The organism is Desulfosarcina widdelii, from assembly GCF_009688965.1.
Taxonomy (GTDB): Bacteria; Desulfobacterota; Desulfobacteria; order Desulfobacterales; family Desulfosarcinaceae; genus Desulfosarcina; species Desulfosarcina widdelii.
Window position 1 is genome coordinate 447,329 of record NZ_AP021875.1, and the last position, 14,151, is coordinate 461,479.

A 14,151-nucleotide genomic window follows, 5' to 3' on the forward strand; every position below is an offset into this window, starting at 1 on the left:
GCTTCATTCTTCACGGTCGTGATTTTAACGGGGCAGGCGGACGTACACGGACATACACAGACGGATAGAGCATAAAAGGAGTCAGCTCCGCTGAATAGAACGTTGCTTTTTTTGGGATATACCTGAAAGGGTGGCGGACGGCCATAGTTCGATAGATCGTTTTTAAGGTATGGAGCGATGGCTTAACGTGATATGGAGTTGGCGGTTTACGACTGCCAATATGGGACACTGGGCCTGTACTTGGCCGGCATGATTGAAAAAGGTTCGCCGAAACGGATATTGATCGATAAAATTGAGGTGGGACAGACCATGTGTGGAATTGCTGGAATCATCAACTTTACGGGAAATGAAGATAAACAGGATCTTCTGACCCGCATGGTGGCGCTGATGCACCACCGCGGACCGGATGCCTCAGGAGTCTACATGCACGGGCCGGTGGGCCTGGGGCACGCCCGCTTGAGCATTATCGACCTGAGCAGCGCCGGGAATCAACCGCTCCACAACGAGGACAAGACGGTCTGGATCGTCTTCAACGGCGAGATTTTCAATTACCCGGAGTTGAGAAACGAACTGGAGGCCAAAGGGCATCGCTTTTACAGCCAGACGGACACCGAGGTCCTGGTCCACCTGTACGAGGAGAAGGGAACCGACATGTTCCCACTGCTCAACGGTCAGTTTGCTTTGGCCATCTGGGACGCCAATACACAATCTGTGCTATTGGCACGAGACCGGGTGGGCATCCGTCCGCTGTTTTATCATCATCAGAACGGCCGCACCCTCTTTGCAAGCGAAATCAAGGCGCTGCTGGTTGACCCGTCCGTGCCGCGGCAACTGGACCCGGTGGCCCTGTCAGATGTCTTCACGTGCTGGACCCCCCTGCGTGAACTGACGCCATTTACGAATATTTACCAGATGCTGCCCGGGCATTGGGCACGGATCGATTCCGGAGGGCTGCACGTCCAATCCTTCTGGTCTCCTGACTTCGCCCATGAAGACGACGGAGAGCGTTCCCTGGCCGACTGGGTGGAAGAACTCCGGTCGCTGCTACTGGACGCATCGCGGATCCGGCTGCGAGCGGATGTGCCTGTAGGCGCCTATCTCAGTGGCGGGATCGACAGCACCTACATCAGTTCGTTGGTGAAACGCAACTTCAACAACCGGCTCAGTACCTTTTCGGTCAGCTTTTCCGATACCCGCTTTGATGAGTCCTCCTATCAGTCCATCGCAGTCAGGTCCCTGAAGACCGACCATCAGGATGTGCGCTGCACGGAAGCGGACATCGGCGCCCTGTTCCCCAAGATTATCTGGCACACCGAGACCCCCATTATCCGGACCGCGCCGGCGCCGTTGTATATGCTTTCCAGGCTGGTGCGGCAAAGCAACTTCAGGGTGGTTCTCACCGGTGAAGGTGCGGATGAGATCTTCGCCGGCTACAACATCTTCAAGGAAGACAAAATCCGCCGTTTCTGGGCCCGCCAGCCGGAATCCAAAGAGCGGCCCAAGCTGCTGGAAAGGCTGTATCCTTACATTTTCTCCGGTACCAACGTCCGATCACGGCAATTCCTGGAAGGTTTTTTCAAAAAAGACCTTCTTGCTACGGATTCGCCGGTTTACTCTCACCTGCTGCGATGGCACAATACCTCGCAGTTGAAGACCTTTCTGGCGGACAGTTTCCGTCCGACGGATAACTCCCTGGACAGCTTTGTGGGGCGGTTTTGTGAGAAACTACCAAATGATTTCATGCGCTGGAGTACGGTGTCTCGGGCCCAGTTCACAGAAATCAGCATTTTTCTTTCCAACTATTTGCTCTCGTCCCAGGGCGACCGCATGGCCATGGCTAACTCCATAGAAGGGCGCTTCCCCTACCTCGATCACCGGGTCATCGAGTTTGCCTGCCGGGTCCCCAAACGTTTTCGAATCCACGGGTTGGACGAGAAATTTCTTCTCAAGCAAGCTGCCAGGAAGATGATTCCGGACGAGCTGGTCGACCGGGCCAAGCAGCCCTATCGTGCGCCCATCAGCCGCTGCTTTTTTGGAGATGTCCGGCTGGAGTATGTTGAAGAGATGCTGTCTGAAAAACAAATTCGCGCCAAGGGCTATTTTAATGCCGATAAAGTCGGCCGCCTGGTGGCCAAGTGCCGCAATCGTCAGGGAAGCCTGCTCAGCGAACGGGAGAACATGGCCCTGGTAGCCATTTTGTCCACGCAACTGCTCGATCAGCAATTTGTCAGAGGCTTTCCCGCTTATGAGGCCGAAGATGTTCCCTCCCCGGTGGTATATGACTGATACACTAACCGTAAGACTATACACGTTATTCTTATTTTGGACCCACCAGCCGAATCGCATCCACTTCCATGAACAGCTGATACGCGCCAGCGGAATCGTGAACCTGTTGCAGCAAGGAAATATCCTCGAGATAAAGCGGATCGGGGATGCTGATACCCGCGTTTTGAAATAGGGAATGGATGTTGTCGGCGATAATCTGACCGGGGGTGAACTGCAGGTACAGCGTGGTGTCATTCCAATACAAATAGGGCCCCTGATCCGAATACTGCAGCATCAGTCCTTCGTTGAAATTCAGACCCATGATGTGGTTGGCGACCGGGCTGTCTGAAGACGTGGTGGACATTTCTTCGATGATGAACTGCAGGTCGGTGCCCTCAGGGATTAACAACCCTTCGCTGCCGTTGACCGTGAAATCCATCCACAGATCATTGACCCGAGCGGTTTCGAAATCGGCATTTCGAACCAGTTCCATGGTAAGCCTTCCATCTGCCACGGTTTTGGTTGACGTACCGTTGTCTTCGTTCTGGCTGTCTGGTGTCGATTCCCACGGATGGCTATCGGTCAATCCCTGATCCCATTCCTCGTTGAACAGGATCGTGCCAGGAGTAAATACCTTGCCCACCACCGCACCGGTTTCATTGCCCAAGGTGCCCTGAAACGCCAGGGTACATTTTACCGAATCCAAGCACTCTATTGGGATCTCATCGCTGGGGTAGAACCAGAGATCCATGGAGTCGTTGAACAGCAATTCGGTGCAATCGGCTTGCTGGGAAGCCGGTACGAAAATGTCGTCACTGCCATCCGGGCTCCCGCCAGCTGGGGTGTACCGGAAGACAAGCGTGAAGGTTCCCGCTGACATCGTCTCTTCGGATGGCGTCGTGTTCTCGATCTTTAGATTGATGGTGTAAAGGGAGTTGTCATAAAAATAGGGGCGGGCCGTAACCTGCATTTGACCGCGGAAAAAATAGTCCAACAGGGCGGCGGAGTAGCCGATGGCGCGTGGAATGAGTTTTTCGGCGTAGTCCCTGTGGCATTCTTCATCCAAAAAAAACGAATATTTCACTTCCGGTTTATTGAAAATGTAGAGTTGGTAGTGCCAATAGTCTGCGGCAACAAAATGTTCGATGGGCTCACCTTCCTGCTTGGAAAAATAGACACGCCGGTCCTCTTGACCATCTTCGCCATCGACGATTTCAGGATTGAGCCACTTGTCCTTGTAGTCGGTATCGGAAAGGATCGGATGAGGGTAATCATCGCGAGTGTCTTCCGTCCAGAAATTGGCGTTGGTGTATTCGGCTAAACCGATGGTATTATTCCAACCATCGGGCAGGTTGGATCCGTCTTTTTGATATTCATCGTGATCCCAGAGGGCTGAGATCGGGATGGGGGCCGACGAATTTTCAACAGCCATATCAAAGATAGCTTGGTCGACGGTAAACCTCTCATATTCTATTTTTTTTATCTTTTTGTGGTTATTTTCAACCCAATTCTCATATGGGTCCGAGTCGTCATATATTGTTATTTCTTCAAAGAATTTAGGATGAGCGTCGTTTCTGACATGGGCCGGGAGCGCCGCATCCGACACCAAGTGCATCAACTGCCCAAGGGAGCGAAAGGTTTTGGCATATTGTTCCTCTGAACCAGTCAGCAGTGCTTGATGGTAATATTCTCTTGCCAATAACCACGAATACTCATTGTACAGATCATAGTCGTTCCCCGGATCGGGTGTTTGCGCCCAATAAATCATTGACTTGTAGAGGGACAACAAACCGGCATCATCCCAACTTGCATTCAACGGATCGTGAAAATGTCTGAAGCATCGCCACTCCGGTTCATCTTCCTGAATGCCACCATCGCGAATCCATTCCCAAATTTCTTTGCCACAAAATTTCGTTTCAATTCCTTCGGTCAGGCCAACGGACTCTTTTAATATTGTATTAACTTTTGGATTTTCTTTTACAGCCTTTTCGTTTATGTATGGATGGGTATATTCGTTGTCGTAGGCTTCACTACCCTGATTGAATATAAGCGAGTATAAAAGCAATAAAACAACCATTTTGATTTTGGATATTCTCATTATTCTCTCCAGTTTCAGGGCTTCAAGCCGACATTAACGCGTTCTTCACTTTGTAATCTTTGCATATTTGGCATTTTCTCAATGGGAATAGCGCCGGGTTCTCTTATGTTAAAACGATTTTTTTTCCTCTCTTTTAGATCTGCCAATTTTGGCAAGTAGTAAGTTATGTATTCGTTTTCGGGAATGACAAGGGATTGCTCATCTTTCTTCCATGAACTGTATGCTTGTCGATGCCCAGGATAGGCGCCGTAACCGGGCTTGAATATCGACACCTGGCAATCGTCGTCCCAACTCGCATTCATTTTGAAATAATTAACTCGTTTAGGCGTGAATTTGAACTCGCCTTGGGCATCGGTCAGCGTCTCAATGGCGTCTGCAAAACTATTGACGCTTCCGCCGAGCGAGCTACTCTCTATGGTAAAAACGATCAATATCACCGCACCCTCGATAGGCTCACCGGTCTCTGCATCAACTACCTTCCCCATAAACGGACCGAACTTGTGGGTGATGGTGCAAGCTCCCATAACCAGCGAAAGTGAAATTAATAGAATGAGGATTACATGATTTCGCAAGGAGTCTCTCCTTTTCGATAACCGATGTGAAATGAAGCGTTTTGATAATCAGTATTTTTCAATTTTCCAAAGGCCGTCGTCATCGCGGATGAAATAGACATAGTATGTTATGCTGACTATTTGGCCGTCAATATCATGATCCTGCCGGATGCGGTATTTCGCCCCGCCTTCAATACAGTTGATCATGCTTATATTCTGCATCTGGCCGGCAAGCGTCGGTAAATTATCGCCCAAGGCGTGATAAATGGCACGATATTTATCATGAAAACGCTCATGATGCGCCTCCAAGGCGAGTTCAATATCGCCGGATATCAACGCCGTTTTCATACCCGACCATTTCTGCTGAAGCAAGGCATCGATTTCATCCGTGTTTACCACCACTATCGCCATGGTGTCGGTGTAGGCAACCGTTTCGCGGACCGCCTCGGCAGTCAGATAGGTGATTCCTTTTTCAGTCATACGAAGTTGATATTCGTCCGGTTCGATCTCCATCAATTCCTCGGGCGTTTCTCCAATATAAGACAAGGTAGCATCTTCAATGCTGAATGTGCCGTTGATCTGCAATGTGGCCTCGAGAGGTGAACTGCCGGACTCGATGTTGGACACCAGTCGGATGTAATGCTCGGGGATGTCGGCGGTGACCGTGGAGGTAGTGGTTTCTGATTGCCCGTTGATGTCGGTCGCCATTACCGTGATGGTATTCTCTCCATCCTTCAGAGGCAGATGATTGAATACAAATTGGTTGCCGTAGACCGTGGCCACCTCGCCATTGACGGTGATGCCGGTCTCACTGCCGGTGCTGTTGTCAAATGTGCCCAGCACGAGCACATCCGGGCGGTTCACTACGGATGCATCCACCGGCGAGAGGATTTGAAGACTGATGGGGGAGCGAATGGCAATTGTCACCGCACTGCTCATGGTCCCCCCGGCACCGCTGGCCGATATGGTGTAAGTCGTGTCCTCGGCGGGCGATACGGAAATCGAGCCGGATGGATCGACAATGCCGATGTCCGGCTGGATGACGCAGGATTGTGCATGGGACGACGTCCAGCTGAGGATCGCCTTTTCTCCAGGGGTGATCGTCGTCGGCGTGGCCGTGATTTCAACCGTGGGAAGGGGAGGCGTGACGGTGATGGTTGCCTCGGCTGTCGTCGTGCCACCGGCACCGGCCGCAGCAATTTGATAGGTTGTGGTTTCTTCGGGGGACACCGGCATTGAACCGGAGGGCTCGACCTGACCGAAGTCTGGGTCGATAGCACACGTTTCAGCAAATTCCGAGGTCCAGGTCAGTGTCGCAGTACCACCTTGAACGATCTCCTGTGGATCGACGGACAGGGTCACCGTTGGTTCAGGATGGGTTACCGCAACCAGGACCGACGCGGAAGCGCTTCCCCCCGATCCGGTTGCCGAAATGGTATAGGTCGTTGTTTCTGTCGGAAAAACAGACAATTCCCCCTGCAATTCCACCGCACCGACATCCGGATCGATCCGGCATGAATCGGCGTTGGTCGAGGACCACTGCAGCACTGCCGACGCTCCGAAAATGATTTCGCCGGGCCGAACGGTCAGGTCGACGGTCGGCACCGGCCGGTTGACCGTAACGGCAGCCGTCGCCGATGTGCTGCCGCCAGGCCCGGTGGCCGTAAGGGTGTACGTTGTTGTCGTGTCCGGTGAAATCGTCAACGATCCGTTCGTTGCAACGGAGCCGATGTTCGGTTCGATATGGCAGGTGTCCGCATGGGTGGTGGCCCAGGCAAGGATGATGGCCGATCCGGACATTATGGTTTCAGGGGTTGCCGAGAAATCCACCGTGGGCAGTGGTGCTGCGGACGAATCATGAATGACAATGGAGATCGATGCGCCCGGTGATCCAAACAGAAACACCCGTAAACGGTTGTGACGATGCAGTTTGATTCTCCTGGTAAGCGTATCTTCTTGTGAATGGAAAAACCGCTTAAGAGGGAATCGCCTGTGGTTGAGGACGATGAATCCCGTTCGGGGTGGGCGGCCGGATAGGTTTTTCCTTACCTCGAGGAACGCCTCTGGTGAATCGTCCGCGCGAAAGGAATGTTTGGAGTAATGAAACCGCCAGCCATTGATCGATAAATCACCGGTTTCGTGAATCACGGCTGCCCCGGAATCCGCTGGTCCGATGACAAGCAAAAAGAGTATCGACAGGAAAAAAAGTGTGGATGATTTGTGCATGCTCCCCCCGGTTGATTCGGTGGATGGAGGTGTATCCTAATTCGGACACCCGTGGTCTACGATTCTGCACGCTTCGAGCTGAAAGAGATGCCGATGCGCACGGTGGTGCCTGTGTTTCGGTGCAGTTCGAGGTCGAGTGGAACGGGGAACCAACGAAGATCAGGTGAGATTCGGCTCTTTTGTGCGGGCAATCTATGACTGGATATATCCAGCAAATTGAATGCCACCAGGCGGCTGAAAAGGCGCTTTTCCCGTTAGGTAAGTTAAATCCTTGATAGTTTGGTAAAAAATCAATATATAGGTCAAATCAACCGTTGGTGGAAATGACCTTCTATCAGTCAACCTCAAACCTGTTCGGTGATATTGCATCATGAATGATTTCCAGAAAAGCGACCCCGATTTCCATGGTGGAAAACAGATCGATCTGCTCGTGGATCCGGAGCGATCGGCGATACTCAAGAAGTTGTCCATGGATCTGCCCAGCATTACCCTTGACGACCGTCAACTGTGCGACTTCGAACTGCTCACCACCGGAGCGTTTTCTCCGCTGACCGGCTTCATGACCCGCAGCAATTACGAGTCCGTCCTGGATCGCATGAAGCTGCAGGACGGCACGCTGTGGCCGATTCCCATCTGCCTGGATGTTTCGGAAACGGCGGCCAAAAATCTGGAGGCCGGGCAATCCATCGCCATTCGGGACCCCGAGGGATTTCTGCTGGCCGTCATGCATGTGGAAGACATCTGGACGCCGGACAAGGAAAAAGAGGCCTCTCTGCTTTACGGGACAACCGAGCAGAGCCATCCGGGCGTTTATCATCTGTTTCATCACACCGGAGAGACATATGTCGGCGGTGCTCTCGAAGTGATGAACCTGCCGCTGCATTATGATTTCAGGCAGCTGCGGATGACGCCCTCGGAGGTGCGGGGCCTGTTCAAGAAATTGGGATGGCATCACATCGTCGGTTTTCATACCACCAACACCATGCACCGGCCGGAACACGAGCTGGCCATCCGTGCCATGCGCAAAAGCAAGGCCAATCTGCTTTTGATGCCCGGCGTGGGGATCAGCGGTCCCGGTGATTTCGATTACTATACCCGCGTACGCTGCTATCGCCATGTCCTCGGGTATTTTCCCCCCGAATCGGCAACAATGACGCTTCTGCCGATTTTTTCGCGGTTGGCCGGGCCAAAGGACGCGCTTTTACAGAGTATTGTGGCCAGAAATTACGGCTGCACCCATTTTATTGTCGGACACCAGCATGGCGACCCCGGCTGCCACAATGGCGCGACACCGTTTTACGACAGCAGCGAAACCTGGAACACTGTGCACGCGTTGGCAAAGGAGGTCGGTGTCGCCGATATCCCCTGCGGCGAACTGGTGTATCAGCCTTTTGAAGACACCTTCAGCCCCAAGGACGAGATTCCCGAAGGCACCGAGGTCGTCAGTCTGACCAGTCTGGACATTCGGGACCGTATCCGCAGCGGACGGAAAATTCCCCGCTGGGTTACGTTCCCCGAGGTTGTGGGCGAACTGAAAAAGGCCTATCCGCCGCCCTCCAAACAGGGGTTTACCGTCTTTTTCACCGGCCTTTCCGGTGCCGGCAAGTCCACCATTGCCCGCGTGCTGTACGCCAAGATGCTGGAGATCGGCAAGCGGCCGGTTACACTCCTGGACGGCGACATCGTCCGCCAGAACCTTTCCAACGAACTGACCTTTTCCAAGGAGCATCGGGACATCAACGTCCGGCGCATCGGGTTCGTGGCCAGCGAAATCACCAAGAACCGGGGCGTTGCCATTTGCGCGCCCATTGCCCCGTACGCAGTCACCCGGGCGGAAATTCGGGCCAATATCGAAGCCTGCGGCGGATTCATCGAAGTTCACGTGGCCACGCCCCTGGAGGTTTGTGAAAAGCGCGACCGCAAGGGCATGTATGCCAAGGCCCGGGCCGGCCTGATCAAAGGCTATACGGGGATTGACGACCCGTACGAAATCCCCGAGGCGCCGGAGGTGCGCGTCAATACCAGCGATAAATCGCCTGACGAGGCGGCTCAGGAGATATTGATTTATTTGGGGCAGAAGCGATTTATATAGTGCCCACCCAGAAATGGCCAAGCCAATTTCACCCTAGGCCGATATCTTTGTTGCACGAAAAATTTTATCCTCGAAATATGAACTATATGACTGCGGTAAAACCCGAGCTAAAATTGGTCGTGCGCCTCGATCTCGACCAAATTTGCCTATTTCTGGAAGGGCACTGTAACCGTTGTCTGGCCACAAAAGGCATCTTTCGGCCCAGACCGGCGTTCTCGATCGGTTGAAATCCTCGAAGTAGCGCTGCTACGCCTGCGGTTTCAACCTCGTTGTGGCCTTGGTCTAAGCCAAAATCTACCATCTGTGGATAGACACGAAGACAACAAACCCAACGAACTCGACAAACACAGCGAACCCAAAAAACCCAATGAACTCAACGTTACCCCATAGAAAGAGAACGATTCTGGTTGTTGGCGGGGCCGGTTACATCGGCTCGCACATGGTGCGGCAGTTGAACAAAGCCAAGCACGCGGTCGTAACCCTGGACAATTTGTCCACCGGGAATCGTCGGCTCATCGGCGATGGAGAATTCGTGGAAGGAGACCTGGGCGATGCCGACCTGTTGAACCGCCTGTTCGGCACGCATGCCATCGATGCGGTGATGCACTTTGCTGCCTTTTCCCAGGTTGGCGAATCCATGCATCAACCGTTGAAATATTACCAAAACAATATTGCAGCAACGGTCACGTTGCTCGACGCCATGGTGCGCCATAACGTCAAACACTTCATTTTTTCATCCACGGCAGCCGTTTACGGAGAGCCGGAATCGGTTCCCATCGCCGAGGAGCATCCCTGCAAGCCCACCAATCCATATGGCAATACCAAGCTGGCGGTGGAACGCATGTTGGCCGATTGCGACGCCGCCCATGGTTTAACGTATACGGCCCTGCGGTATTTCAATGCGGCCGGCGCCGACGGGTCCGGCGAAATCGGTGAAATGCACGATCCGGAAACGCACCTGATCCCCATTGTCTTGCAGGCGGCTGCCGGCCAAAGGGACTGCATCCAGGTATTCGGTACGGACTATCCTACCACGGATGGTACCTGCATCCGGGATTATGTGCATGTCAACGACCTGGCCCAGGCCCACCTGCTGGCCCTGGATGCTCTGCTGGAAGGTGCCGGGAGTGCCGTCTACAATCTTGGCAGCAGCAAAGGATATTCGGTGAGGGAGGTGATCGAAAAAGCCGAAGCGGTCACCGGACGGAATATCCCTGTCAAGGAAGCCCCCCGTCGCGCTGGAGACCCGGCTATCCTGATCGCCAGTTCCGACCGAATCAAGAAGGAACTTGGTTGGATGTCGGTTTATGACAACCTTGAAGCGATTATTGAAACCGCATGGAACTGGCACGTCTCAAGGACTTGAGTCGGAATGTTTTTTTTGAGATAATTATAGGTAGTATCGATCCGAGACATAAAGCGTATTTAACCTGCCGGACACCGGAAAACCATTATACGGAGAGGTTGTATGAATCCAAAATTGAATCGAATCGCGTTCATCCTGCTGGCCCTGGCACTTGTTATGATCGGATGCTCGTCAGACGAAGAGAAAAAAGATGCCCATTTTAGCAAGGGGGTCAGCTACTACGAAAAGGGGGAATACAAGAGTGCCGAACTGGAGTTTCGCAATGCCATCCAGATCGATCCGGAGTTTGTCGATGCCTACGAGCAGCTGGGGGAGACCTATTTAAAGCTCGGGGATCCCCGGGGCGCCTTCAGAGAGTTCAGCATGGTGGCCAAGCTGGATCCGGAAAACACCAACGCGGCCCTCAAACTGGCCACTTTTTACATGCTGGGCAAAAAAACCGATGAATCGCGGGAAAAAGTGGAGGCGGTCCTTGAAAAGCAGCCCAACAATATCGAGGCCCTGTTCCTGATGGCCGGACTTTATGATCTGGAGAAAAATTTATACGAGGCGGCCAGGGTCTTCGAAAAGATCTTGGACATAGACAGCAAGCAGACTCGCGCTTATATGGGATTGGCAAGAATATATGCCCGCCAGGGGAAATTCGACGAAGCTGAATCCCAGTTGATGAGCGCCGTCCATCTGGCACCCAACGAGATCAAACCGCGATTGGAACTGGTTCGATTTTACACCAGCCGCAAAGCCTTTGACGAAGCCCAGGCGCAGATCGAAAAAGCGATTGAATTGAATCCGGGCAACGCGGAACTGTATATCATTTTAGGCAACTTTTTCTTTCAGACGAAAAGACCCGAGGATGCCGAGTCTGCCTATCTCAAGGCGATCGAGATCAAGCCCGACGACATCAAGCCTTACATGGTCGCAGCCGGGTACTATACCAATACGGACAATGCCGAAAAAGCGCTGGCCATGTATGAGAAGGCCTTGTCGGTCAAACCCGACGATATCAACATTATGACGACCATGGCCGGTTTTTTCCTGAAGCAGAAAGAGTTGGAAAAGGCCGAGCAATACCTGGCAAAAGTACTCGAGGCCCGGCCCCAATTTTTCCCTGCACGGATGATGAAAGGGGAGATTGCCGCCTTCAAAAAAGACTTTACCGAAGCCATCGGTATTTTCGATCAGCTCATCAAAGAGGAGCCGAACGCTTCCCGCGCCTATTACCTCAAGGGGTTTGCCCATCTTGGAAAAGGTGAGGTGCAGATCGCCAAAACCGCCCTGGCCAAATCCGTGGAACTCAATCCGAAGTCCGTAAGAGCCAAAATGCTGCTTGGCGAGATCGCGTTGAAAGAACGGGATTTTGAAAAGGCGCAGCAGGAGAGCGCCGAAGTCCTGGCACTGCATCCGAAAAATTACCGAGCCCGGATGATGCTGGGCAATGCCCTGATGGGGCAGGGGAAAACGGCCGAAGCTGAAGTGGCTTTCAAAACCCTGATTGAAGAACAGCCGGACAACCCGGTCGGCTATTATCGGCTGGGGCTGTTGAAACGAGGTGAAAAAGCCTATGACGCGGCATTGGAAAATTTCAATACGGCGCTCTCGCTGAATCCCATGCTGATGGATGTTTTTACCAACATCGTATTGGTACATGGCGCCAGAAAGGAGTTGGACGTCGCTCTGGAAAAGTGCGACGCGCAACTGGAAAAAGTTGGCGATTCCGACGTCCATCGGGCCATCATCAACAATTTGAAAGGCGGCATTCTGCTGGCAAAAAAGGATGTCACAGCAGCGGAAACCGCCTTTCAGTCCGCCATAGAAGCCAACCCTAATTTCATGCCGCCTTACTATGCATTGGCAAAAATTTATCTTTCCAGCAAACAGCCGCAAAAAGCCATCGACCAATATACGGCCATCCTGGCCAAAAACCCGGATCAGGCCGGACCGCATATGCTTTTGGGGACCATATACGATATGCAAAAGCGTTATGATATGTCCGAAAAGCATTATCGCAGCGCATTGGAGATCAACCCCCAATTCGCTCCGGCGGCCAACAACCTGGCCTACCTGCTCTCCACAAACGAGGCAAAGATCGACGAAGCCCTTAAATACGCTCAAATCGCCAAAGAGAAGCTGCCCGACGACCCGAGTGTAATGGACACACTTGGCTGGATTTATTATAAAAAGGGTCTGTACGGAAACGCGGTCCAGGAATTTTCGGAAAGCATCGAAAAACTGCCCGAAAACGCGACCGTGCAATACCATATGGGAGCCGCGTTGTTTAAGAAGGGCGACAAGGATCGCGCCAAGTCCTACCTGGAGAAGGCACTGGCGCTGAGTGCCGATTTTGACGGAGCCGACGACGCGCGTCGCATGCTGTCGGAGATATAGCTTGTTGTAACGGTAACCCATGCGCAATTTCCCTTTCAGAGCTTTGATCCTGTGCGTACTGCTGCCGCCTTTCGTCTATGTTTTTTCCATACAGTTTTTGGAAAAAACCATCCAGGCCAGCTACGAAAAGAGCCTGGCGGAGGTGTATACGGGAGACACGCGGCCATTGTTCGACGGCAGTGTGCGTCTACAGGATGCCATTCGTGAAAATGTCGGCGCGTTTATAGCCAGCCGCAAGCTGACCCACTGGGGGGTGCGTCTTTCGGTCAGCGTGAAGACCGCGGATGGAGATTTCCTCTATCCCTATGCCTATGACGGGTCCAGATCCGAACTCGATCCACCGGACAGTATCGCTGTGGCGCGGGAGAATTTCCGGCTGCTCAACGATGGTCTGGTTAAAACCGTCGAGGTGGAAATTGAACACAATACCCTGTTGTCCAACCTGATATTGTTGTCCTGTGTTGCTCTTTCCCTCATGGTTTTTATGGTCTTTTACCGGCGCGGCATCAAAATGATACGCCAGGAAGATCTTGCCAGGCAGCAAATTATCGACAATTTGTCCGATGAACGCCAGAAAAGTCTGGCGCAGCTCCAGGGTCTCGAAGATCAACGAAAGCTCCTTTCGGAAAGGGTCGAGCGGATGAAAACCGAGCTTGACCGGGAACGCCGAAAGGCCACCGCTGCCGAAGATGAGATGATTGACGAACTGGTGGTGCTGGAAGAGAAAATCAGCGAGAATTTGGCACTGCAGGAAAGTCAACTCGATGAAATCGATACCTTGAAAGAGAAGATCCGGCAGTATGAAAAGGACAATGAAGCCAAAACACGGCAACGGTTAAAAGGTGTTGAGGCCATACGGAAGCGCTTCAACGCGCTGTATAAAAACACCGTTATTCATGAAAGGGCGATCGAAGGCTTTGTTGACCTGACCGACGAGATGAAAATCAAGGCGGAGGAGGTTATTCACCAGCTCAACGACGACCCCAAAATGGTCCAGATCAAGCGAAAGGTGTTCGGCAAGAAAAATCGGGAAACGGTATTCGAGGTAATTTTTGCGTATAAAGGACGATTGTATTTTCGCAATATCGACGGCAACCGTGTCGAGGTTCTGGTCGTGGGGACCAAACTGACACAGAATAAAGATCTATCTTTTTTGGATAAATTATAA

At 52.5% G+C, this 14,151-nt stretch carries 8 protein-coding genes; 5 read left to right on the top strand and 3 right to left on the bottom strand.

Annotated features, from left to right (window positions below; all coding sequences use genetic code 11):
• Positions 1–309 precede the first annotated feature (309 nt).
• Positions 310–2,286 carry an asparagine synthase (glutamine-hydrolyzing) gene (asnB, locus tag GN111_RS02135; RefSeq protein ID WP_155302166.1) on the top strand — a complete coding sequence of 659 codons (1,977 nt, stop codon included), beginning with the start codon at positions 310–312 and terminating at the stop codon, positions 2,284–2,286.
• A 31-nt stretch (positions 2,287–2,317) separates the two neighbouring features.
• On the opposite strand, the gene GN111_RS02140 is transcribed toward asnB, so the two are convergent.
• The 3 genes from GN111_RS02140 to GN111_RS02150 are packed head-to-tail and all read right to left on the bottom strand — an operon-like array spanning position 2,318 to position 7,140.
• Entirely contained in the window at positions 2,318–4,363 is a 2,046-nt protein-coding gene (locus GN111_RS02140; RefSeq protein ID WP_155302167.1) for a phospholipase C/P1 nuclease family protein, read from the bottom strand.
• 14 nt (positions 4,364–4,377) lie between these two features.
• On the bottom strand, positions 4,378–4,935 hold the full coding sequence (locus tag GN111_RS02145; RefSeq protein WP_155302168.1) for a peptidase associated/transthyretin-like domain-containing protein: 558 nt from the start codon (positions 4,933–4,935) through the stop codon (positions 4,378–4,380).
• A 48-nt stretch (positions 4,936–4,983) separates the two neighbouring features.
• Entirely contained in the window at positions 4,984–7,140 is a 2,157-nt protein-coding gene (locus GN111_RS02150; RefSeq protein ID WP_155302169.1) for a hypothetical protein, read from the bottom strand.
• Between the two features lie 370 nt (positions 7,141–7,510).
• Here GN111_RS02150 and GN111_RS02155 point away from each other — a divergent pair, with 370 nt between their 5' ends.
• The 4 genes from GN111_RS02155 to GN111_RS02170 all read left to right on the top strand — a co-directional run bounded on the left by GN111_RS02155 (position 7,511) and on the right by GN111_RS02170 (position 14,151).
• The gene (locus GN111_RS02155) at positions 7,511–9,232 is read left to right on the top strand and encodes a bifunctional sulfate adenylyltransferase/adenylylsulfate kinase (protein ID WP_155302170.1); all 1,722 of its coding nucleotides are present in this window, start codon (positions 7,511–7,513) and stop codon (positions 9,230–9,232) included.
• A gap of 367 nt (positions 9,233–9,599) precedes the next feature.
• Positions 9,600–10,598, top strand: coding sequence for a UDP-glucose 4-epimerase GalE (gene galE / locus GN111_RS02160; protein WP_155302171.1), 999 nt, complete (start codon positions 9,600–9,602; stop codon positions 10,596–10,598).
• Between the two features lie 102 nt (positions 10,599–10,700).
• Complete coding sequence (locus tag GN111_RS02165; protein WP_155302172.1) at positions 10,701–12,983, top strand: tetratricopeptide repeat protein; 2,283 nt, start codon at positions 10,701–10,703, stop codon at positions 12,981–12,983.
• Positions 12,984–13,002: 19 nt separating this feature from the next.
• Positions 13,003–14,151, top strand: a complete 1,149-nt coding sequence (locus tag GN111_RS02170) for a hypothetical protein (protein WP_155302173.1) — start codon at positions 13,003–13,005, stop codon at positions 14,149–14,151.